The following is a 22,194-nucleotide window of genomic DNA, read 5'->3' as shown; positions in this document are numbered from 1 at the left end:
GGCGGGCCGCCCCCCCGCCCGCCCGGTGGGGGCGGGCGGCCGGCGCCCGCCTGGTCGTCGGGCTCAGCGCCCCGGGGCGGAGGCCGACGGGCTGGGCGACGGGGACAACGAGGTCAGTGACGGCGTCGGCACCGCCGAGGAGGACGGTGCCGGCGTCGCCTTGTCCGCGGCCACGATGCGCCGCTGCAGCGATACTTCGGTCAGCCCGGTCCCGCCGACCTGGATGTCGTCATACGCGGTGAGGTGCCGGTCCTCATCGAAGTACAGGATCGACAGCGCGAGCGGCAGCGGCTTGGCGCTCTCCAGGCCACGCAGCCCGGCACCGCCCGTCGACCCCTCGACCATCAGCAGCGTGCGCTCCGGCGGCTGCGCGACCGGCGACGCGGCGTCCGACGGCAGCACGACCGGCACGCTCGGGTCGAGCCTGGTGATCGAACGGGCGTGCCGGTGCCCGGCCAGGACGAGGGGGCAGATCCCGGCCAGGGGCTGCGCGGCCACGGGGTCGTGCACCAGGGCGACGTCGACCGGCTTCGGGCTGGACAGGATCTTCTCGGCGAGCAGCTCACCGGACGTGACGACGGCGGCGTGCTGCTCGGCGTCGGTGGCGTCGGTCGACTTGTCCGGGGTGAACCGCGGGTCGCCGATCCCGGCGAACGTCAACCCCTGGACCGTGGCGATCGAGTTGTCGAGCACGATCGCGTTGGGCTGCTTCGCGACCGCGGCGGCGGTGACCGCCGAGTCGTGATTGCCGCGGACGTACAGGTACGGCAGCTGCAGCCGGCTGATCTCGCCGACGTAGGAGGACTCCGGCTCGCTGCCCCAGTCGTTGATGTCGCCGGTGTCCACGACGATGTCGACGTCGAACTGGTCCGCGACGGTCCGCACCACGCCCCACGCGGCGGGGTTGAGGTGCATGTCGGAGATGTGCAGCACCTTCGTCGCGCTGGTGTTCGGCTCGTACACCGGCAGCGCGGAGATCGTGCCGTACAGCTTGGAGACGTTGAGCACCAGCTTCTGCAGCTGCGCCCGGTACTCCTCGTAGCGGTCGGAGATCCGGCGCGCGTCGCCGATGATCGCGGGCGCGTTGACCAGCAGGCCGCGGTAGGTGGGCTCCTGGATCGCGGCGGGCTTGAACGTCAGCGCGGTCGCGCCGCCGACCGAGGCGAGCACCGCGACCACCACCAGGCCACCGATCGCCGTCTCGCGCCGGGTCCGGAACACCAGCCCGACGAGGATCATCGCGCCGAGCAGCCCGGAGCCTGCGGTCTGCAGCGCCAGCCGGCGCACGCCCAGGTTGAGCTGGTCGACGGCGTCGTGGCTGACCTGCTCCAGGTTGCCGCCGTCGGCGACGACCGCCCTGGTCCGGGCCTCGTCCAGGGACTCGAGGCGGATCTCCAGGTGGGCCGGGCCGTCGTGACTGTCCAGCTCGAGGGAGCCCAGCGGCGGGATCTCCACCGACGTGTCGCCGCGCAGCGACGGCGTCAGCGACAGCCGCGCCTGGAACGGGCCGATGTCCTGGGTCGTGTGCCCGCCGAGCTGGATGCCGATAAGCATGCCGATGATCGCGACGACGCCGAGCAGGACGCCGCGCAGCACCCGCTTGGTGCGCCGCCAGCCCGCTCCGGAGCCTTTGCCGGGTGGGCGGAACGGGTGGTGCCGCCGTCCGGCGGCCATCACGATCGCCCGGCGCTGAATCCGGCGCGCGGCCACGGCGGCCCGCCGGCGGAACGGCGAGCTCAACTCTTGCCGGCCCCACCCACGTTGCTGATCACGATCTGCAAGAGCTTGTCGTCCTCAGGCTTCGGATCGCCACGACCGTCCTTGTTGGACGTGGAGACCCAGATGCTGTTGTCCGGCGCCGCCACCGCCGCCCGCAGCCGGCCGTGCGCGTCCTTCAGCAGGGGGCTCGGCGCCCCGAAGATGCTGCCCTGGTCGGTGAGCTGCATCACGTACAGCCGCTCGCCCTTGAGGCACGAGGTGACGAGGAACCCCTCGACGTAGGCGAGGCCGGAGCACGACGCCTCGGACGTCTTCCACACCTGGATGGGGTCGACGAACTTCGGGTCGCCGCCCTTGCCCTCGTAGGTCGGCCAGCCGTAGTTCTTGCCCGCCTCGATCACGTTGATCTCGTCCCATTCACCCGAGCCGAACTCCACGGCATACATCCGCTTGTTCTTGTCCCAGGCGAACCCTTGCACGTTGCGATGTCCGTAGCTGTACACGGTGGTTCCGAACGGGTTACCAGGTGCCGGCTTCCCGTCGGGCTGGATGCGCAGGATCTTGCCGCCGAGGCTGTTGAGGTTCGGTGCGTTCTCCGGCTTCGCCGCGTCGCCGGTCGACACGTACAGCAGGCCGTCGGGTCCGAAGTGGATCTGGCCGCCGTTGTGGATCGTCGACTTCGGGATGCCGGTCAGGATCGGGGTCGGCGGCGAGCCGAGGGTGAGCTTCGCGACCCGGTTGTCGTCCTTGGCGGTGTAGTAGATGAACACCGTCTTGTCGGTGTCATACGCCGGCGACACCGCGATGCCCATCAGGCCACCCTCGCCGCCCGGCACCACGTCATCGATCGTCTGCACGGTCGACACCGCCAGGCCGTCGGGCGTGGACTCCTTGCCGACCTTCAGCAGCTTCTTGCTGTCGCGCTCGGTGACCAGCGCGGAACCGTCCGGCAGGAACGCGATGCCCCACGGCACGGTGAGGCCCTTGACCAGCACCTTGGTGGCGACCTGCGTCTGGCCGCCGTCCTCCTCACCCCCCGAGGTCGACGCGCTCGGATACGGCGACAGCTTCGGCGGCGAGCCCAGCTCGTCGGGGGGCGGCGGGCCGAACGAGCAGCCCGCGAGGGCCAGCATCGCCACGACGGCCGCCATCAGGGTCTTTGCGGCCGTCAGGCTTCTCGGGTGCGTCCGGGCGCTCACCCGGCCAAGACTAGCGTTGCCGGACATCATCTTCCTTTCAACCTTTGTCGGCGGGGTGGCGTCTGCCCGAGTGACGGATGTTCCGACTCGAGCAAGATTCGTGTTAGAGGAGCCACATGGGGGCCGGGGAGTTCCAGGAGTTCGTCGAAGTTCGATACGGCGACCTGCTGCGCACCGCCTACCTGCTGACCGGCAGCCAGCACGCGGCCGAGGACCTGCTGCAGAGCAGCCTGCTGCGGGTCATGCGGCACTGGGACCGGGTCGACGAGCCCCTCGCGTACGTGCGCCGGGCCATGGTCAACCAGCGCACCAGCATCTGGCGGCGGCTGCGCAACGCTGAGGTGCTGACCGACGACCCACCGGACCGGCCCGGCGACGATCCCACCGACCGGATCGCCGAACGGCAGTCGCTGCTGCAGGCGCTCGACCGGATCCCGGCGCGGATGCGGGCCGTGCTCGTCCTGCGGTACTGGGAGGACCTGTCGGAGACGGACACCGCCGCGCTGCTCGGCATCTCGGTCGGCTCGGTGAAGAGCCAGGCGTCGCGTGGGCTGGTCCGGCTGCGCGGCGTCCTCGGCGTGGACGTGCTGGCCAGCAGGAGGGCGTCATGAGCACCGATCTCGAACAGGCGCTGCGGGCCGCGTTCCGGGACGCCGCCGCGCCCGTCGTCCCGCGGCCCGACCCGATGCGCCGGCTCCTGCAGCGCCGCCGGCGCCGCTGGGCCGGGCTCACCTCCCTCTTCGCCGCGGTCGCGGTCGCTCTCAGCGCGGCGTTCGTCCCCGCCCTGCAGTTCGGCTCGCCGCCGGACCGCGGCAGCGGCGACGCGGGGTACCCCATCACCTCGCCATGGACGCGGACGCTGCTCGACTCGCCGACCCGTGGATCGCTCGGCGCCCCCGTGGTGTCCCAGGAGGAGCTCGAGCGCGAGCTCCGCCGGCGCGGTGGCGACAACCCCCGGCTCGACCGGTTGAAGGTGCTGTTCCTCGGCGACGCGGGCGGCCGGCGGTTCCTCGCGTACGCCCGCTACAACGCCACCCACGCCGCGCTGTATTACAACGACGGCCCCGCGGGCGCCACCGCGGCCCAGCTGCTCGGCGGCGGCTTCAGCAACCTGCGGCTCGACCCGCTGGTCAGGATCGGCAGCGGGTCTGCCCCGGCGCTGGTCGGGCTGGTCCCGGCGGGCTGCCGGTTCGCCACCGCCGCGGGCGGGACCGTCTCCGGCAACGGCGTCGTGGACCGCGTCTGGACCGAGGCGCCGACCGGCAGCTGGATCGCGCGCGACTCGCTGCGGCCCGCCGAGCGCTGGCGGGTCACCTGCGGCGACGGGGGCCTCTACTTCGAGGGCCCGGCGATGCCCGTGGACGAGTTCGGTGAAGGAGCCGACCTGTTCGCCGCCGGCGGCCTGGCCCACGGGAACATCGTGCAGCGCTGGAGCGGGCCGATCGAGGGGACCAGCGGCACCTGGACCCTGACCAGCACCCTGCTGGCCGGCGGCGGCGTGGCGGCGGTGCTGTCCAACGGTGCCGGTGCGAAGACGATGGTCGCGACGGCCTTCCCGCCGGACGTCGCCGCCACGGACACCACGGACCGGTCCGAGTGGGCACTGGCGTCGACAGCGATCAGCTCAGACCCCGACGTGATCGCGATCCGGGTACCGGAGCGGACGGGTGCGTACGCCTACTACGGGGAGAAGGTCCTCGTCGTCACCACGACACCCGGCGCGCGGTCGGCGCTGGTCCCCGCGGCAACCGGCTTCATCGGGCACCCCCTCGACAACGGCGTCGGTGTGCTGCGCACCGAGGGCGGACCCGTCGCGATCAGGAACGTCGCCGACATGACCGTCAGCCAGGCGTACGTCGCCGAACGGCGCGACGTGCCGGAGTACCTGGGGGAGAAGATCGTGTCGGCGTGGTAGTTACTGTGCTCCGGTGAAGGTTTGCATCCCGCACGAGGCCGGCCTGCCGTTGCTCGGTCCGCTCCCCTCCGAGGTGGCCGTGGCCGTCGACACCGCGCCGGTGGACGCGGACTTCTGGGTGCCGCCGTTCCTCGCCCCGCCGGACGTGGTCGACCTGGCGGCGACGATGTCTGGGCTGCGGGTCGTGCAGCTCATGAGCGCCGGCGCCGACCGGTGGGCCGGACGGCTCCCCGAGGGCGTCACCCTGTGCGACGCGCGTGGGGTGCACGACTCCTCCACGTCCGAGTGGGTCCTCACGGCGATCCTGTCCTGCCTGCGGGACTTCCCGCATTTCGTGCGGAGCGGGAGGCAGTGGGCGTACCGGCAGACCGACGAACTCGCGGGCAAGCGGGTGCTGATCGTCGGTGCCGGCTCGATCGGCGCCGCGGTCACGGCCAGGCTGGCGCCGTTCGAGGTGACGGTCACCTCGGTGGCCCGCCGGGCGCGTGACGGCGTGCACGGCGTCGAGGAGCTGCCGTCGCTGCTGCCCTCCGCCGACGTGGTGGTGGTCCTGGTGCCGCTCACTGCGGAGACGACAGGTCTGGTGTCGGCGGAGTTCCTCGCCGCGATGCCGGACGGGGCACTGCTGGTCAACGCCGCCCGGGGACCCGTGGTGGACACCGGCGCGGTCCTGGCCGAGGCGGCGTCGGGAAGGATCGGCTATGCGACAGACGTCACCGAGCCGGAGCCGCTGCCGGCCGACCATCCGCTCTGGGATCTGCCGAACGTGCTGATCACTCCACACGTGGCGGGTTCGGTACGGGGACTGTTCCGCCGGGCCTACGCGCTGGCCGGTGCCCAGGTACGGCGATTCGCCGCCGGTGAGCCGCTGGTCAACGTGGTGGTCGACGGCTACTGATCGCTGGTTTTGGTCACGGTGGTGATCTTCTCGAGGTCGGTGGGGCGGACCGCGTCGAGCTTCACGAAGTGACCGTTGGCGAGGCGCGCCTGCACGGCGCCGTCCTGGCTGACCAGACCGTCGACCGCGGCCCACGGCACCCGCCGGCTGCCGAACAGCGCCCGCACCGTGAAACCGGCCTCGTCGACGTCGGTGCCGGCCCGCCACGCCCACACCGCGATCGCGATCGGCACCAGCAGGACAGGCAGGAACCAGAGGCTCTCGGCCAGCAGCGGGATCGCGCCGACGGTGGCGATGCCGGCCGCCACGGCCAGCGACGCGCTGCGCCGGAACCGGACGGTGGGACGCGTGGTACGGGTGGTCACCGGACAAGTCTCGCACCTTTCGTGGAACTGCTTCTTGTCGGTGGGTCGGGGCATACTGGCGCGGTGGGGGATCACGATCGGGGCGGACGCCTCTCGCTCGGCGCGGCACGCGGGGTTACGCTCGGTGCCGTGTTCGACGTGATCGCGGCTGACCGGCTCGCCGGTGATCGCGGCGGTCCGCGTCGAAATGTATGGATCTGCCTGGAGGCTGGGACTTGACCGGCAACTCGTGGCACTCCGGCGTCAAGAGCAACCGCCGGGTCGGCGTGCGCCCGACCGGCGTGCTCGCGGGCGCCCTGCTCGTCGCCGCCACCCTCCTCGCCCTCGCCGTCACCGGCTGGGGCGTGACGGAGCTGAGCCCCCTGTGGAGCGCCGCGGCGATCCTGGCGCTCATCGGTGTGCTCGTGCTCACGCTGCGTGGCTTCCCGCTCTTCGCCATCCTCACCGCGGTCGCCGGCGCCGTCGCCTGGGGCGCCGCCACCCGCACCTGGCTCCCCGACGGCTGGATGGACATCCTCGGCCTGCTCAAGTTCATCGGTGCCAACCTCGGCTTCGACGTGCCGCTCATCGGCGCGTTCCTGGCCGCGCTGATGCTCGACGCCCGCCGGTTGTCCCGCGCCGCCGTCGACGAGGCCGTCAGCGGCCGCCGCTGGTGGGGCAAGCCCGACGACCACCTGCCCCGGCTCAAGGAGCTCGAGGCGCTGCCCTCGGCCCGCTTCTTCGCCCTCGGCGAGGGCGGCTGCACCCACCTCGTGGTCGCCGGGCGGCGGGTGGCCCTGTTCCTGCCGACCGTCTGGCCGCACGGCGAGTTCACCATGGACGCCTCCGGCCAGGTCCTGCGTGGCGGCCGGCTCTTCGTCCCCGGCTCGGAGGACGTCGACGGCCTCGCCGCCGAGGTGCACACCTGGCGCGAGCAGCTCGGCAAGGTCGGCGGCGCCGTTCGCGGCTATCTCGTCGTCGCACCCTCCCGCGGCGACGTCAGCGAGGACCTCGTCATCTCCGTCGCCCCCGGCGAGCACCTCCACCTCGTCCACGCGCACGAGATGGTCGACGCCGCGGGCCGCTGGCTCGCCGCCGAGCCCTATCGGGTGGAGCTCTCCGTCATGGAGCGCCTGCTGGTGATCGCCTCGGGCAACAAGCTGCCCGAGCCGTCGCCCCTGGCGCGCTCCTTCGCCCGGATGAACACCGGCGCGCACCCCACCGTCCCCGCGTCCCCCATGGTCGCCGACGCCGCCTTCGCCGCGGTGGCCGGCACCGACGGCCCCACCGGCGCCGAGCCCGGCTCGCTCCGCGACCGCCTCACCCGCGGCCGGTTCGGCCGCTCCACCGGCGGCGACACGTCCCGCGCCGAGGGCGGTTCCGGCGGCCGCTGGAACGGCCCGCCCGACTCCCCGTCGCACCTGGAGGAAGACGTTTCCAGCACCCGTCGCGGCGGCGACTTCGACGACGACGGCTCGGTCCGCGACCGGTTCGGCCGCACCGGCCGCGGTCCCGGGCCCGATCCGGACCCGATCGCCCCCGCCAACGACTCGTGGGAGTCCCGAGCCACGCGCGAGCTGGTCGGCTCCTGGGACAGCGAGTCGGCCAACAAGCTGGCCGCGTGGGCCGCGGACTCGGACCCCGACCCGGACTACTCCGCCGGCCGCGACGACCGCGACCGCTTGACGCTCGAAGACTTCGGCAGCAACTCCGACACCGACACCGGCGCGGGCCGCGGGTCGGAGCCGTTCCGCGACGAGTGGACGGCCACCCCGGACGACGCCGGCCACGATGACGCCGGCTCCCGGCTGCCGTGGTCGTCGGGCCGCGACGAGAGCGCGGCACCGGCGGACGAGCCCCGGCGGGTCGGCCGCCGCCGCGCGGACCCTGAGGACGAGCCGGCCGCTGCTGGCTGGCGCACTGAGCCGTTCGTTGCCCCGGAACCTCCGGTGGCTCCGGCACCTCCGATGGCTTCGGGGCCTTCGGGGCCTTCGGGGCCTTCGGGGGGTGAGCGCCGGTCGTCGTCGCCACCGCCGCCTGAGTGGCCGGCGTCGCCGTCGTCCGCGCCGTCCGTCTCGTTCGCCGCGCCCTCGGCCGCGGGGGGCGCGCCGGAGCCGCCGGCGGACCGGTTCGCGTCGCTCATGTCGGAGTTCGACCGCCTCGCCAATGACCCTGACCGGTTCGGCTTCGCTTTGGACGGCCCGGAGGACTTCAGTTCGGCGGCGCCCCACGACCCGAGTCCGTTCGCGTCGGAGCCCGGCCCGGCGCCCTTGCCGCCGCCGTCGTCGTCTGATCGCTTCGACGCGCCGGGCCCGCCGTCCCGCGGTGCTGCCTCGTCGGGTGCTTACGGGGCGGATGCCGACCGGTTCGGCTCGACCGGCGCCGACCGCTTCGACTCGGCGGCCCCGTCGTCGGACCGTGCCTGGTCGTCGAACCTGAGCGGCCCGTCGGACCGGGAGCCGGCACTGGACCTGGGGGGTCCGTCGGACCGTGCCTGGTCGTCCGACTTGGGTCGGTCGTCGGACTTGGGCCGAGACTCGGACTTCGGTCGGGCCTCGGACTTCGGTCGGGCTTCCGATCTTGGCCGGGCTTCCGACCTGGGTGGCGGGTTGTCCGGGCGGGACGCGGGGTCGGATCTGGGCAGTGGTCGGTCGGATCGTGATTCCGCGTTCGATCGTGACCGGCCGTCGGATCGTGACCGGCCGTCGGATCGTGACCGGCCGTCGGACCGGGACCGCTGGTCGGATCTGGGCGGCGAGATCGCGGATCGGGGCGGTGCCGCGGATCGCGACAGACCGGGCCGGAGCCCGGCCGACACTGGACATTTCAGCACCGGCGCCGGCGAGCGCCCCGCGCGGCGTCCTGCCGAGCGGCCCGCCTGGACCGGCAGCCTCTTCGACGGCGACAAGCCTGAGCTGGTCGCCGAGCCGCTCGAGCTGCGCCGCTCCTGGGACGCCGACCCGGAGGCCCGCTCCGTCCGGCGCCGCGACCGCCAGCAGCCCGGCCCATCAGGTCGCACCTCGGCAGACGACCCCGTCTCCAGCGCGCCCACGTCGGGCATGCCAACGTCGGGCAGTCCGACGTCCTCGATCCCGACCTCAGGCAGCCCGACCTCAGGCAGTCCGACCTCCGGCGGTCCGACCTCCGGCGGTCCGACGTCTGGCGGTCCCCGGCCCGGTGCCTCGTCCTTCGCCGGTCCCTCCACCACCGGTCCCTCCATCACCGGGTCCTGGTCCACCGGTTCTTCGTCCGCCGACGGCTCCTTCAACGGCCCGTCGGCAGCATGGCCGGTGGCCGCCGAGCCCGCGTCCGGTAGCTCGGCGACTCCGTTCGCGCCCCAGCGGTCAGAGCCGCACCGGTCAGAGCCGCACCGAGCGGACCCGGCACCCACGACTCGTTCGAGGTTCGCGTCTGGGCCGTCGACCCGATCGCAGCACCCGTGGGACTCGCCGGCGTCAGACCCGTCCCGGACCGGCCCGCCGGAGCCGAACTCGTCACGCCCGGCACCGTCGCCGTCCTCGTGGTCAAACGCCCCGGGACCCGACCAGCCACGGTCGGACGCAGCGCGGCCTGAGCCCTCATGGTCGGATCAGTTCCGGGCGGACTCATCGCCCGCGGACGCGCCGCCGGTGGACTCCTCCTGGTCGGAGCGGTCCCGGTCGGGGTCTTCGTGGCAGGAGCGGTCGCGGTCGGATTCACCGTCGACGGACGTGCCACCGTCAGGCTCTTCGTGGTCAGGTGACGCCCGGTCGGACGCTGCGAGATCGAATGCTGCACGACCGGATGTTTCGTGGTCGGAGCAGTCCCGGTCGGGGTCTTCGTGGTCGGAGCGGTCGCGGTCGGACTCGTCGCCGATGGACGCGCCGTCGTCGAGCTCGTCGTGGTCGGATGAGTCCCGGTCGGATGCTTCGTGGTCAGACCAGCCCCGGTCGGGCTCTTCGCGGTCGGGCCTGTCGCCAGCGGATGCGCCGTCGTCGGGCTCCTCGTGGTCAGACCAGCCCCGGTCGGGCTCTTCGCGATCGGGCCTGCCGCCAGCGGATGCGCCGTCGTCGGGGTCTTCGTGGTCGGATCATGCCCGTTCGGACGCGGCGCGTTCGGATGCCTCATGGTCGGACCAGCCGCGCTCGGGTCCGTCGCGCGGGGAAGCTGCGCGGGCGGAGCCCGCACCGGCAGACTCTCCGCGGGCAGACGGTTGGCGAGGGGCAGCGTCTGAGCCGCAGCCGGGCGCCTGGGACGCCGCACCCGCTGACGACGGCCCCGCATGGTGGGACGCCGAGGCAGCGCAGAACGCCCGCGGCCAGGTCGACGAGGCGCCGGCGGAGCAGCCGGCGAGTGGCAAGCGCTCACTGTGGGGGCGTTCCAAGTCGGGCAAGGGACGGAAGGGGCAGCCCGCTGAGGCGGCACCGTCCGCGAACGGTCCCGTGCAAGGCCGTCCCGCCGCGGCAGCTCCGAACGCCGGCGACGACTGGGCGTCCGAGGTGGCCACGGGACAGAGCGGGGGCTCCGGGCGATGGTCCGGCACACCCGACGGACCGGGTCCGTCCGAGCGGCCAGGCATGTCCGAGCGGCCAGGCATGTCCGAGCGGCCAGGCATGTCCGAGCGGCCAGGCCAGTCCGAGCGTCCGGGCCTGTCTGAACGGCCGGATCTGTCCGAGCGTCCGGGTTCGCCGGAGCGGCCAGGCCAGTCCGGGCGGCCGGGATCGCCCGAGCGGCAGGGGCAGTCCGGGCGGCCGGGATCGCCCGAGCGCTCGGGCTCGTCCGCGCGGCGGGCGGGGACCTCCGACCGGCCGGCGTGGGCCACGGACCCGACGTCCGGATACGAGAGCGACCCGAGCGGCGAGTTCACCTCCGAGAGCCGATCCCGCATCCCGTCACGCAACGCGCCCGGCGGCGGCAGTGGCGACCGGCCCGGCAGCGGTGAGCAGGACCGAGGCGGCGCCGCCGTGCCAGGTCAGCGGCAGCGTGCACGCGACATGATGTTCGACGACGATGACGTGGCGCCGTTGGAGCTCAACCTCGACGAGGAGCCCAAGAGCCCCGACCAGCGCTCCCGCCGGTTCCTGCGCCGCAAGTAACCCAGCTCGCCGGTCCGCCGGCGCAATGATCCAAAGACGGATCCGGTCTGCCCGGGCCGCTGGTGGCGCGGCGTTCGACACAGACACGCCACCAGCGGTGGGGTCAGTGCCAGCCGGGCATCGGGTACGCGGACAGCAGCTCGCGCACCTCGGCGGCGATCCTGTCCAGTGCCTGGTCGTCGTCCTTGACCGCGGCGTCGACGGCGCGGGAGATCCAGTCGGCGACCTGGGGCATCTGTGCCTCGGTGAGGCCGCGGGTGGTGAGCGCGGGCGTGCCGATGCGGACGCCGGACGGGTCGAAGGGCTTGCGGGTGTCGTACGGGACGGTGTTGTAGTTCGTCTCGATGCCGGCCCGGTCGAGGGCGCGGGCGGCGGGCTTGCCGCCGATGTTCTTGCCGGTGAGGTCGAGCAGGATGAGGTGGTTGTCGGTGCCGCCGGAGACCAGGTCGAAGCCGCGCTCCAACAAGGCGGCAGCCAGCGCGCGGGCGTTGGCGACGATCTGGTGGGCGTAGACGCGGAACGACGGCTGCGCCGCCTCCCGGAGCGCGACGGCGATGCCCGCGGTCGTGTGGTTGTGCGGGCCACCCTGCAGGCCGGGGAACACGGCCTTGTCGATCGCCTTGGCGAAGGGAGCGTCACACAGCAGCATCGCGCCGCGCGGGCCGCGGAGCGTCTTGTGCGTGGTGGTCGAGATGACGGGGGCGTGGCCGACGGGGGAGGGGTGCGCGCCGCCTGCGATGAGGCCGGCGATGTGCGCGATGTCGGCGACGAGAACGGCGTCGACCTCGCGGGCGATCTCGGCGAAGCGCGCGAAGTCGATCGTGCGGGGGATGGCCGTGCCGCCGGAGAAGATCAGCTTCGGGCGCTCGCGGAGGGCGATGTCACGGACCTCGTCGAAGTCGATGAGGCCGTCGGACCTGCGGACCGTGTACTGCACGGGCCGGAACCACGCGCCGGTTGCCGACACGGGCCAGCCGTGGGTGAGGTGGCCGCCCATCGGCAGGGCCATGCCCATCACGGTGTCGCCGGGGGCGGCCAGGGCCATGTACACGGCGAGGTTCGCGGGGGAGCCCGAGTAGGGCTGCACGTTGGCGTGCTCGACGCCGAAGACCGACTTGGCGCGGGCGATCGCCAGTTCCTCGATCGGGTCGATGAACTGCTGGCCCTCGTAGTACCGCTTACCGGGGTAGCCCTCGGAGTACTTGTTCGTCAGGACGGTGCCGGTCGCCTCGAGGACGGCCTGGGAGACGTAGTTCTCCGAGGCGATCATCCGCAGCGTGTCGTGCTGCCGCGAGGCCTCGCGCTGGATCAGGTCCGCGAGGTCAGGATCGGTCGTGGTGATCGTGGGCAGGGCGGGAACATGCATCGGGGCTTCCTCCCGGACAAGGCGCGCACGCGCCTATCACGGGCACCCAGGCGCGCGGTGCCAGCGATACAGGGAGCTCCCCGGTGGTCGATTCCACCTTGACGTGCGCCAGTCGCGGGTACGACCACCATGGTAGTCCAGAACCGAGCCCGTCTCCCGGGCCAATCCGGGCGAATTGGCCCGGGAGACGAATGACCTACGGCACCTTGCGGTAGGCGCCGTCGCTCGCCGCGGTGGCCATGGACGCGTACGCGCGCAGTGCGGCGGAGACGGGCCGCTCCCGGTCCACCGGCGTGTACGGGTGCTCGCGCTTCTCCTGAGCCACCCGGCGCGCGGTGAGCACGTCGTCGTCGACCGCGAGGACGATCGACCTGCGCGGGATGTCGATCTCGATCCGGTCGCCGTCCTCGACGAGGGCGATCAGGCCGCCGCCGGCCGCCTCGGGGGAGATGTGGCCGATGGACAGGCCGGAGGTGCCGCCGGAGAACCGGCCGTCGGTGATGAGCGCGCAGGCGCGCCCCAGGCCACGGCCCTTCAGGAACGACGTCGGGTAGAGCATCTCCTGCATGCCCGGCCCGCCCTTCGGACCCTCGTACCGGATGACCACGACGTCGCCGGCGACGACCTGCTTGGCGAGGATGCCGTCGACCGCGGACTCCTGCGACTCGAAGACCTTGGCCGTGCCGTTGAAGATGAGGTTCTCGTCCGGGACGCCGGCGGTCTTGACGACGCAGCCGTCCGGGGCGATGTTGCCGAACAGGATCGCCAGGCCGCCGTCGACGGTGTACGCGTGCTCCTTGGAGCGGATGCAGCCCTCGGCGGCGTCGGTGTCCAGCGACGCCCAGCGGTTGGACGTGGAGAACGGCTCGACGGTGCGGACCCCGCCGGGCGCGGCGTGGAACAGCTCGAGCGCCGTGTCGGAGGCGGCACCGGAGCGGATGTCCCACTCGGCGAGCCACCCGGCCAGGTCGGGTGAGTGCACGCTGCGGACGCCCGTGTTCAGCAGCCCCGCGCGGTTGAGCTCGCCGAGGATCGCGGGGATGCCGCCGGCGCGGTGCACGTCCTCCATGTGGTACTTCGGGCTGTTCGGCGCGACCTTCGACAGGCACGGCACCCGGCGGGAGATGCCGTCGATGTCGGCGACGCTGAACTCGACCTCGGCCTCGCGGGCGGCGGCGAGCAGGTGCAGGACGGTGTTGGTCGAGCCGCCCATGGCCACGTCGAGGGCGACCGCGTTCTCGAACGCCTCGCGGGTGGCGATCGCACGCGGCAGCACCGAGGCGTCGTCGCCGTCGTAGTACTGCTTGCACAGCTCGACGATCAGCGAGCCGGCCCGCTCGAACAGGGCCTTGCGGGCGCTGTGCGTGGCGAGGGTCGAGCCGTTGCCGGGCAGGGCCAGGCCGATCGCCTCGGTGAGGCAGTTCATCGAGTTGGCGGTGAACATGCCGGAGCACGAGCCGCAGGTCGGGCAGGCGGAGCGCTCGATCTCGCCGAGCTGGTCGTCGGTGACGGCCTCGTTGGCGGAGGCGATCATCGCGTCGATGAGGTCGAGTTTGGCGTGCACGACGCCCTCGATCGCGATGGTCTTGCCGGCTTCCATGGGGCCGCCGGAGACGAATACGGTGGGGATGTTCAGGCGGAGGGCGGCGAGCAGCATGCCGGGCGTGATCTTGTCGCAGTTGGAGATGCACACGAGGGCGTCGGCGCAGTGCGCCTGCACCATGTACTCGACGGCGTCGGCGATGAGCTCGCGGCTGGGCAGCGAGTAGAGCATCCCGCCGTGGCCCATGGCGATGCCGTCGTCGACGGCGATGGTGTTGAACTCCTTGGCGACCCCACCGGCCTCGGCGACCGCGTCGGCGACGATGATCCCGAGGTTGCGCAGGTGGACATGGCCCGGCACGAACTGCGTGAAACTGTTGGCGATGGCGACGATTGGCTTACCGAAATCGGAGTCGGTCATGCCGGTGGCGCGCCACAGGGCGCGTGCGCCGGCCATGTTGCGACCAGAAGTGGAGGTTTTGGACCGCAGCTCGGGCATACTTGTGAGTCTGACACGTTCCAGATCGTGGGACCGGTTGACTCGGGCCGTGAGATGCGCGAGAGTGGGGACATGTCGTCGAGGTCGCTGCGAGTACTTATCATCTAGCGCGCCGACGCCTGCCGTCAGCGCGCTAGCCCCTCGTGCATCGCACGGAGGGGTTTTTTCATGTCTGAGCGAGTATTGAGACGCGACCTGGACACCTTCGAGCGAAAGTGCGAAATGCGATGACGAGACCAACGCCTGAAGTCCTCGCCCACCGAGCGCACCCGACCGCCCCGGCGTCGTCGGCGACGTCGGGGTCGCTGCCGGCCGACAAGACCGACAAGTCGGAGAAGGTCGTAGAGAAGAAGCCGGAACTTCTGACCGGCGCTCAGGTGCTGGTGCGCTCGCTCGAGGCGCTCGGCGCGGACGTCGTCTTCGGCATCCCCGGCGGTGCGATCCTCCCGGCGTACGACCCGCTGTTCGACTCCGAGACCGTCCGGCACATCCTGGTCCGCCACGAGCAGGGCGCCGGCCACGCCGCCACCGGCTACGCGCAGGCCACCGGCAAAGTCGGCGTCTGCATGGCGACGTCCGGGCCGGGCGCCACCAACCTGGTCACGCCGATTGCCGACGCGTACATGGACTCCGTCGCCATGGTCGCGATCACCGGCCAGGTCGCGTCGGCCTACATCGGCACCGACGCGTTCCAGGAAGCCGACATCGCCGGCATCACGCTGCCGATCACCAAGCACAACTACCTGGTCAAGACGGGTGAGGAGCTGCCGCGGGTGCTCGCGGAGGCGTTCCACCTCGCCTCGACCGGCCGGCCCGGCCCGGTCCTGGTCGACATCCCCAAGGACATCCTGCAGAAGCAGACGACGTTCAAGTGGCCGCCGACCCTGGACCTGCCCGGCTATCACCCGACGCTGCACCCGCACGGCAAGCAGATCCGCGAGGCGGCCCGGCTCATCGCCGCCGCGAAGCGCCCCGTGCTGTATGTCGGCGGCGGCGTCATCAAGGCGCACGCGTCCGAGGTGCTGCGCAAGCTGGCCGAGCTGACCGGCGCGCCGGTCGTCACGACGCTGATGGCCCGCGGCGCGTTCCCCGACTCGCACCCGCAGCACATGGGCATGCCCGGCATGCACGGCACCGTCGGCGCCGTCTACTCGCTGCAGAAGGCGGACCTGCTGATCACCCTCGGCGCCCGCTTCGACGACCGGGTGACCGGCGAACTGAGCACGTTCGCGCCGAACGCGCAGATCATCCACGCCGACATCGACCCGGCCGAGATCGGCAAGAACCGGGTCGCGGACGTGCCGATCGTCGGCGACGCCAAGCACGTCATCGAGGAGCTGATCGGCGCCGTCTCCGCGGAGTACGCCGCCGGGCACAAGGCGTCACTCACCGACTGGTGGGCGACCCTCGACGACATCCGCGGCCGGTATCCGCTGGGCTACGAGGAGCCGTCGGACGGCACCTTGGCTCCGCAGTACGTCATCGAGCGCATCGGCAAACTCGTCGGACCCGACGCGATCTACACCGCCGGGGTCGGCCAGCACCAGATGTGGGCGGCGCAGTTCGTGCAGTACGAGCACCCCGCGACCTGGCTCAACTCCGGCGGTCTGGGCACCATGGGCTACGCGGTCCCCGCCGCCATGGGCGCCAAGGTCGGCCGGCCCGACAAGGTGGTCTGGGCGATCGACGGCGACGGCTGCTTCCAGATGACCAACCAGGAGCTCGCCACCTGCGCCCTGGAAGGCATCCCGATCAAGGTGGCCGTCATCAACAACGGCAACCTCGGCATGGTCCGGCAGTGGCAGACGCTGTTCTACGACCAGCGGTACTCCAACACGGAGCTGGGCACCCACAAGCACCGCATCCCGGACTTCGTGAAGCTCGCCGACGCCCTGGGCTGCGTCGGGCTGCGCTGCGAGACCAAGCAGGACGTCGACGCCACGATCGAGGCCGCGATGAAGGTCACCGACCAGCCGGTCGTCGTCGACTTCGTCGTCGGCAAGGACGCCATGGTGTGGCCGATGGTCCCCGCCGGCACCAGCAACGACGAGATCATGTTCGCCCGCGGGGTCGCGCCCAAGTTCGATAAGGACGACGTCTGAGATGACCACACACACCCTGTCAGTCCTGGTGGAGAACAAGCCCGGCATACTCGCCCGGGTCGCCGGCCTGTTCGCCCGCCGCGGCTTCAACATCGACTCCCTCGCGGTCGGTGAGACCGAGCACCCCGAGGTCTCCCGGATGACGATCGTGGTCAACGCCGAGGACAGCCCGCTCGAACAGGTCACCAAGCAGCTCAACAAGCTGGTGCAGGTCCTGAAGATCGTCGAGCTCGACACCAACGCCAGCGTCCAGCGCGAGCTGCTGCTGGTGAAGGTGCGTGCCGAGCGGCCCGTCCGCTCGCAGGTCCTGGAGACGGTGAACCTGTTCCGGGCCCGCGTCGTCGACGTCTCGCCGGACGCCCTCACGATCGAGGCCACCGGCACGTCGGAGAAACTGGACGCGTTGCTCCGTGACCTGGAGCCGTTCGGTATCAAGGAAATGGTCCAGTCCGGCGTCGTGGCCATCGGCCGTGGCTCCCGCTCCATCACCACAGGCCCGGCGCTTCGCGCCGCGTCCTGACTCGAAACCTTTGAAAGGAAAGAAATGTCCGCCGAGGTGTTCTACGACGACGACGCCGACCTGTCGTTGATCCAGGGCCGCAAGGTTGCGGTCCTCGGTTACGGCAGCCAGGGCCACGCCCACGCGCTGTCCCTGCGTGACTCCGGTGTCGACGTCCGCGTCGGCCTGCCGGAGGGTTCCAAGAGCCGCGCGAAGGCCGAGGAGCAGGGCCTGCGGGTCCTCTCGCCGGCCGAGGCCTCCGCCGAGGCGGACGTCATCATGATCCTGGCGCCCGACACCGCGCAGCGCTCCCTCTACACCGAGTCGGTCGAGCCGCACCTCACCGCCGGCAAGGCGCTGTTCTTCGGCCACGGCCTCAACATCCGGTACGGGTTCATCACGCCCCCGGCCGACGTGGACGTCGCCATGGTCGCCCCGAAGGGCCCGGGCCACCTGGTCCGCCGCCAGTTCGTGGACGGCAAGGGCGTGCCGTGTCTTGTCGCGGTCGAGCAGGACGCGTCCGGCAACGCGTTCGCCCTCGCCCTCGCCTACGCGGCGGGCATCGGCGGCACCCGCGCCGGTGCGATCAAGACCACGTTCAAGGAGGAGACCGAGACCGACCTGTTCGGCGAGCAGGCGGTCCTCTGCGGCGGCGCCTCCGCGCTCGTCCAGACCGGTTTCGAGGTGCTCACCGAGGCCGGCTACGCCCCGGAGATCGCCTACTTCGAGTGCCTCCACGAGCTCAAGCTGATCGTGGACCTCATGTACGAGGGCGGCATCGCCCGGATGCGCTACAGCGTGTCCGACACCGCCGAGTACGGCGACTACTCCCGCGGCCCGCGCGTCGTCGACGCCCGGACCAAGCAGGAGATGCAGCGGATCCTCGCCGAGATCCAGTCCGGCGAGTTCGCCAACGAGTGGATCGCCGAGGACGACGCCGGCCGCCCCAACTTCACCAAGTGGCGCGAGCAGGGTGCGGCGCACCCGATCGAGGAGACCGGCAAGAAGCTGCGCTCGATGATGAGCTGGGTCGACCGGCCCATCACCGAGACGGCCTGACCTGCCCCAGGGGGCCCGTCCGGGCCCCCTGGGAAGTTCACGCGCGCGCCGCGTTCGCGTGGATCGCGTCCCGGATGAACTGCGCCAGACCCGGGTGGTCCGTGTCGTAGTTCGCCGTGAACCGCGGGTCGTCGACGTACATGTCGCCGAGGCCGCGGTGGATCTCGCTCGAGCAGTCGTAGAACCACCGGCTGATGTGCTCCCGGTGCGCCTCGGCGAGGTCCATCGCCGCCTCACCCTGCGCCGGCTCGCCGTCGACGAACGCCCGCGTGAACGCCGCGGTGTTCTCCGCGGCCTCCGCCTTGATGCGTTCCCAGTCCCGCGGCGTGTACTTCGCGGTCCGCTCGGCGGACTGCCGGTACGCCTCGGTCTGCCCCCACCGCTGCTCGGCCTCGGCCGCGTACGGGTTCTCCATGGTGCCTCCCTTGTTCGTCGGTAGCACCAGCGTCGGGTCTCCAGCCACGGGAGAGTCAAGCAACGAGTACGGCCCCGGCGTGGAATGTCCACGCCGGGGCCGTCCCGGTTCCCTGACCGCTGCGATCAGGAGCGCGCGTACGGCGAGTACTGCTCGTAGCCCTTGTGCTCGTCGCCCTTGTAGTCAGCCTGGTAGTCGTCAGCCTTGTGGTCGTCGGCCTGGTACTCGTCCGACGCGTAGGCCTGCTGCCCGTCGTGCTCCTTGGGCTCCTCGTACGCGGCGCCGTCCTTGGCCTCGTACGCGTCGTGCTCGATGCCGTCGATCCGGTCGCCGATCAGCTCGATCACGTGGTGCACCTGCTCCTGGACGTCCGCGTACTGGCCGTGGCCGTCGTGCTGGTCGCCCTCGTAGGCGTCGTGACCCTCGTAGGTCGCGTGGTCGGCGCCGCCGTCGTAGTACTCGCTCATCGTGGTGTCTCCTATGCCGTCGGTGGGAGGTCGTGCCGATGCCAGCCGACACGGACGGGCCGGCCCAAAGGGTTCAGAAAGGGCCAGGTCGGGTCCCTGACAGCCGGTCACCCGATCGGGCTGCTGTGATCGCGCTCACGTCCGAGCGGGGACGGGCGGTTGCGGCGGCGGGCCTACCATCGGCGGAAGAGGCCGTCCGCCCGGCCCCGTCGCCGACCTGCGCGTGGCGTGCAGTGCCGCGCGCCCGCGCATCGACGCCAGCCGAAGCCCGAGAGTCGAGGACCGTATGACCCTCCCTCCTGAACGCCCGGTGGTGCTGATCGCCGAGGAGCTTGCTCCCTCCGCCCTTGAGGTCCTCGCCGACGACTACGAGGTCCGTCACATCGACGGCACCGATCGACAGGCACTGCTGAAGTCGCTCGCCGACGCCAGCGCGATCATCGTCCGCAGCGCCACCCAGGTCGACGCCGAGGCAGTCGCAGCCGGGACCCGGCTGAAGGTCGTCGCCCGCGCCGGCGTCGGCCTCGACAACATCGACGTCCCCGCCGCGACCGCCCGCGGCGTCATGGTCGTCAACGCGCCGACGTCCAACATCGTGTCCGCCGCCGAGCAGGCCGTCGCGCTGCTGCTCGCCGTCGCCCGCAACACCGCCGCCGCCTCCGCCGCGCTCAAGGCCGGCGAGTGGAAGCGGTCCAAGTACACCGGCGTCGAGCTGTCCGGCAAGGTCGTCGGCGTCGTCGGCCTGGGCCGCATCGGGGTGCTGTTCGCGCAACGGATGGCGGCGTTCGGGGTCCGGCTCGTCGCGTACGACCCCTACATCCAGCCGGCCAGAGCGGCCGCGCTGGGCGTGCGTCTGCTCGGCCTGGACGAGCTGCTGCGCGAGAGCGACTTCATCTCGATCCACCTGCCGAAGACCCCGGAGACCGTCGGCCTCATCGGCGCCCGTGAGCTGGGCATCGTCAAGCCGGGCGTGCGGATCATCAACGCGGCCCGGGGCGGCCTCGTCGACGAGCAGGCCCTCGCCGACGCGATCGCCGACGGGCGGGTGGCCGGCGCCGGCATCGACGTGTACGCCAAAGAACCGTGCGTCGCGTCGCCGCTGTTCGCGTTCGACAACGTGGTCGCGACCCCGCACCTGGGCGCCTCGACGGTCGAGGCGCAGGACAAGGCGGGCCTGGCGGTCGCCCGCAGCGTGAAGCTCGCCCTCGACGGCGAGTTCGTCCCCGACGCGGTCAACGTGCAGGTCGGCGGTGTGGTCGCCGAGGAGGTGCGCCCGCTGCTGCCCCTGGCGGAGAAGCTCGGCCGGGTCTTCACCGCCGTCGCGGGCGGCATCGCCTCGGCCGTCACCGTCGAGGTGCACGGTGAGGTCGCCCACCATGACGTGTCGGTGCTCAAGCTCGCCGCGACGAAGGGCCTCTTCAGCGGTGTCGTGGCCGAGCAGGTCACCTACGTCAACGCGCCCCACCTGGCGGCCGATCGGGGGGTCGAGGTGGCACTCGCGGTGTTCACCGAGTCCGCCGATCAGACCAACCTGGTGACCGTGCGCGGTGTGCTGCCCGACGGCAGGGTAGCCTCCGTGTCCGGCACGTATGTCGCGGGACCGCGAGAGGCGCTGAAGCTGACCGAGATCGACGGCTTCAGCCTCGAGCTCGCCGCGGAGGGCGTGCTGCTGTTCTTCCGATATGCCGACCGCCCCGGCGTCGTCGGACTGGTGGGGTCAATACTGGGCACTGCGGGGGTCAACATCGCGGCGATGCAGGTCGCCCGGCGCGAAGCCGGCGGCGAGGCGCTGATGACGTTGACCGTCGACACGTCCGTGCACGCGGACCTGCTCAATGAGGCCCAGCAGGCCATCGGCGCCAACGCGGCGAGCACGGTCGACCTGTCGGGCGAGTAAGACGTTCCTCCTAGGGGGCGGGGAGAGTGGCGGCTCTCCCTGCCCCCGTCTTCTTTCCATTCCTTGAGATGACGGTCCACGCAGTAGGACGAACGCGTACCGTGGGCAGGTCCGAGGAAAGGGGCACTGTGGTGGCGAAGATCGCGGTCGTAGCCGGGGACGGTATCGGGACCGAAGTGGTGGCGCAGGCACTCAAGGTGCTGCGGGTCATCCTGCCGGGCGTCGAGACGACCGACTATGACCTTGGCGCCGCCCGCTACCACCGCACCGGCGAGGTGCTCCCCGACAGCGTGCTCGAGGAGCTGCGCGGCCACGACGCGATCCTGCTCGGCGCCGTCGGCGACCCGAGCGTGCCGCCGGGCGTGCTCGAGCGCGGCCTGCTGCTGAAGCTGCGGTTCGACTTCGACCAGTATGTGAACCTGCGCCCGTCGCGGCTGTGGCCCGGCACGACCAGCCCCCTGGCCGGCGTGAAGCCCGGCGAGATCGACCTCGTCGTCGTCCGCGAGGGCACCGAGGGTCTCTATGTCGGCGCCGGCGGCAACCTGCACCCGGGCACGCCCGCCGAGGTCGCGACCGAGGAGAGCCTCAACACCCGGCACGGCGTCGAGCGGGTCATCCGCGACGCGTTCGCCCGCGCGGCGAAGCGCGAGCGGCGCAAGGTCACCCTGGTGCACAAGACCAACGTGCTCACCCACGCCGGCGGCCTGTGGGCCCGCACGTTCAACGCGGTCAAGGCCGAGTTCCCGGACATCGAGACCGAATACCAGCACGTCGACGCCGCCGCCATGTTCCTGGTGAGCAACCCGCAGCGCTACGACGTCGTGGTCACCGACAACCTCTTCGGCGACATCCTCACCGACATCGCCGCCGCGGTCACCGGCGGCATCGGCCTGGCGGCCAGCGGCTCGATCAACCCCGAGCGCGCCTTCCCGTCCATGTTCGAGCCGGTGCACGGCTCCGCGCCGGACATCGCCGGCAAGGGCATCGCCGACCCGTCCGCCGCGGTGCTGTCCACCGCGCTGCTGCTGGACCACCTCGGCCACCCCGAGGCGGCCGCGAAGGTCACCGATGCCGTCGGCGCCGAGGTCGCGGCCCGCACGCCGGGCTCGGCGCTGTCCACGGAAGCGATCGGCGACCGGCTCGCCGAAGCCGTCGCCTGACCCTCGGTGCGCTTGAACGACCGTTCGGGGTAAGTTGC

16 protein-coding genes are annotated in these 22,194 nt (G+C 71.7%); 9 read left to right on the top strand and 7 right to left on the bottom strand.

Features of this window, described 5'->3' with window-relative positions:
• Positions 1-63 precede the first annotated feature (63 nt).
• A complete protein-coding gene (locus AB0K00_RS21320) occupies positions 64-1,740 on the bottom strand; it encodes a metallophosphoesterase (protein WP_363523120.1) in 1,677 nt (558 codons plus the stop codon).
• Positions 1,737-2,870: a PQQ-dependent sugar dehydrogenase gene (locus tag AB0K00_RS21315; RefSeq protein WP_363523143.1), complete on the bottom strand. Its 1,134-nt coding sequence runs from the start codon at positions 2,868-2,870 to the stop codon at positions 1,737-1,739. Before AB0K00_RS21315 ends, AB0K00_RS21320 begins: the two co-directional genes overlap by 4 nt.
• A gap of 164 nt (positions 2,871-3,034) precedes the next feature.
• Between AB0K00_RS21315 and AB0K00_RS21310 the strand changes: the two genes are divergently transcribed.
• From AB0K00_RS21310 to AB0K00_RS21300, 3 genes are read left to right on the top strand one after another with little or no spacing between them, the layout of a single operon-like run.
• A complete protein-coding gene (locus AB0K00_RS21310) occupies positions 3,035-3,529 on the top strand; it encodes a SigE family RNA polymerase sigma factor (RefSeq protein ID WP_363523118.1) in 495 nt (164 codons plus the stop codon).
• The gene (locus tag AB0K00_RS21305) at positions 3,526-4,833 is read left to right on the top strand and encodes a hypothetical protein (RefSeq protein WP_363523116.1); all 1,308 of its coding nucleotides are present in this window, start codon (positions 3,526-3,528) and stop codon (positions 4,831-4,833) included. Before AB0K00_RS21310 ends, AB0K00_RS21305 begins: the two co-directional genes overlap by 4 nt.
• Positions 4,834-4,846: 13 nt before the next feature.
• Positions 4,847-5,731 carry a 2-hydroxyacid dehydrogenase gene (locus tag AB0K00_RS21300; RefSeq protein ID WP_363523114.1) on the top strand — a complete coding sequence of 295 codons (885 nt, stop codon included), beginning with the start codon at positions 4,847-4,849 and terminating at the stop codon, positions 5,729-5,731.
• On the opposite strand, the gene AB0K00_RS21295 is transcribed toward AB0K00_RS21300, so the two are convergent.
• Entirely contained in the window at positions 5,725-6,096 is a 372-nt protein-coding gene (locus AB0K00_RS21295; RefSeq protein WP_363523113.1) for a PH domain-containing protein, read from the bottom strand. The genes AB0K00_RS21300 and AB0K00_RS21295 overlap by 7 nt on opposite strands.
• A 191-nt stretch (positions 6,097-6,287) precedes the next feature.
• Here AB0K00_RS21295 and AB0K00_RS21290 point away from each other — a divergent pair, with 191 nt between their 5' ends.
• The gene (locus AB0K00_RS21290; protein WP_363523111.1) at positions 6,288-11,150 is read left to right on the top strand and encodes a hypothetical protein; all 4,863 of its coding nucleotides are present in this window, start codon (positions 6,288-6,290) and stop codon (positions 11,148-11,150) included.
• 103 nt (positions 11,151-11,253) lie between these two features.
• On the opposite strand, the gene glyA is transcribed toward AB0K00_RS21290, so the two are convergent.
• Both glyA and ilvD read right to left on the bottom strand, forming a co-directional pair.
• Complete coding sequence (gene glyA, locus AB0K00_RS21285) at positions 11,254-12,516, bottom strand: serine hydroxymethyltransferase (RefSeq protein ID WP_363523110.1); 1,263 nt, start codon at positions 12,514-12,516, stop codon at positions 11,254-11,256.
• A 196-nt stretch (positions 12,517-12,712) separates the two neighbouring features.
• Complete coding sequence (ilvD, locus tag AB0K00_RS21280) at positions 12,713-14,557, bottom strand: dihydroxy-acid dehydratase (RefSeq protein ID WP_363523108.1); 1,845 nt, start codon at positions 14,555-14,557, stop codon at positions 12,713-12,715.
• Between the two features lie 227 nt (positions 14,558-14,784).
• Between ilvD and AB0K00_RS21275 the strand changes: the two genes are divergently transcribed.
• The 3 genes from AB0K00_RS21275 to ilvC are packed head-to-tail and all read left to right on the top strand — an operon-like array spanning position 14,785 to position 18,217.
• Positions 14,785-16,659 (top strand): acetolactate synthase large subunit, encoded by a 1,875-nt coding sequence (locus AB0K00_RS21275; protein ID WP_363523106.1) that lies wholly within the window; start codon positions 14,785-14,787, stop codon positions 16,657-16,659.
• A gap of 1 nt (position 16,660) precedes the next feature.
• Positions 16,661-17,179, top strand: coding sequence for an acetolactate synthase small subunit (gene ilvN / locus AB0K00_RS21270; RefSeq protein WP_327005901.1), 519 nt, complete (start codon positions 16,661-16,663; stop codon positions 17,177-17,179).
• A 24-nt stretch (positions 17,180-17,203) separates the two neighbouring features.
• Positions 17,204-18,217, top strand: coding sequence for a ketol-acid reductoisomerase (ilvC, locus tag AB0K00_RS21265; RefSeq protein ID WP_363523104.1), 1,014 nt, complete (start codon positions 17,204-17,206; stop codon positions 18,215-18,217).
• 37 nt (positions 18,218-18,254) lie between these two features.
• Here the strand turns inward: ilvC and AB0K00_RS21260 are convergent, their stop codons facing one another.
• Both AB0K00_RS21260 and AB0K00_RS21255 read right to left on the bottom strand, forming a co-directional pair.
• On the bottom strand, positions 18,255-18,632 hold the full coding sequence (locus AB0K00_RS21260; RefSeq protein ID WP_363523102.1) for a TipAS antibiotic-recognition domain-containing protein: 378 nt from the start codon (positions 18,630-18,632) through the stop codon (positions 18,255-18,257).
• A 125-nt stretch (positions 18,633-18,757) separates the two neighbouring features.
• Positions 18,758-19,099 (bottom strand): hypothetical protein, encoded by a 342-nt coding sequence (locus tag AB0K00_RS21255; protein WP_363523100.1) that lies wholly within the window; start codon positions 19,097-19,099, stop codon positions 18,758-18,760.
• A 286-nt stretch (positions 19,100-19,385) separates the two neighbouring features.
• Between AB0K00_RS21255 and serA the strand changes: the two genes are divergently transcribed.
• A complete protein-coding gene (gene serA / locus AB0K00_RS21250; RefSeq protein ID WP_363523099.1) occupies positions 19,386-20,996 on the top strand; it encodes a phosphoglycerate dehydrogenase in 1,611 nt (536 codons plus the stop codon).
• A gap of 131 nt (positions 20,997-21,127) precedes the next feature.
• A complete protein-coding gene (locus tag AB0K00_RS21245; protein WP_363523098.1) occupies positions 21,128-22,156 on the top strand; it encodes a 3-isopropylmalate dehydrogenase in 1,029 nt (342 codons plus the stop codon).
• Positions 22,157-22,194 lie beyond the last annotated feature (38 nt).

The organism is Dactylosporangium sp. NPDC049525 (assembly GCF_040676755.1).
GTDB lineage: Bacteria > Actinomycetota > Actinomycetes > Mycobacteriales > Micromonosporaceae > Dactylosporangium.
The sequence above is the reverse complement of the archived record's forward strand: the minus strand, read 5'-3'. Positions and strand labels throughout refer to the sequence as shown.

Coding starts and splice junctions, on each gene's coding strand:
- AB0K00_RS21310 (WP_363523118.1), top strand. CDS start 3,035: ATGGGGGCCGGGGAGTTCCAGGAGTTCGTCGAAGTTCGATACGGCGAC.
- ilvN (WP_327005901.1), top strand. CDS start 16,661: ATGACCACACACACCCTGTCAGTCCTGGTGGAGAACAAGCCCGGCATA.
- AB0K00_RS21260 (WP_363523102.1), bottom strand. CDS start 18,632: ATGGAGAACCCGTACGCGGCCGAGGCCGAGCAGCGGTGGGGGCAGACC.
- serA (WP_363523099.1), top strand. CDS start 19,386: ATGACCCTCCCTCCTGAACGCCCGGTGGTGCTGATCGCCGAGGAGCTT.
- glyA (WP_363523110.1), bottom strand. CDS start 12,516: ATGCATGTTCCCGCCCTGCCCACGATCACCACGACCGATCCTGACCTC.
- AB0K00_RS21290 (WP_363523111.1), top strand. CDS start 6,288: ATGGATCTGCCTGGAGGCTGGGACTTGACCGGCAACTCGTGGCACTCC.
- AB0K00_RS21255 (WP_363523100.1), bottom strand. CDS start 19,099: ATGAGCGAGTACTACGACGGCGGCGCCGACCACGCGACCTACGAGGGT.
- AB0K00_RS21315 (WP_363523143.1), bottom strand. CDS start 2,870: ATGGCGGCCGTCGTGGCGATGCTGGCCCTCGCGGGCTGCTCGTTCGGC.
- ilvD (WP_363523108.1), bottom strand. CDS start 14,557: ATGCCCGAGCTGCGGTCCAAAACCTCCACTTCTGGTCGCAACATGGCC.
- AB0K00_RS21305 (WP_363523116.1), top strand. CDS start 3,526: ATGAGCACCGATCTCGAACAGGCGCTGCGGGCCGCGTTCCGGGACGCC.
- AB0K00_RS21275 (WP_363523106.1), top strand. CDS start 14,785: ATGACGAGACCAACGCCTGAAGTCCTCGCCCACCGAGCGCACCCGACC.
- ilvC (WP_363523104.1), top strand. CDS start 17,204: ATGTCCGCCGAGGTGTTCTACGACGACGACGCCGACCTGTCGTTGATC.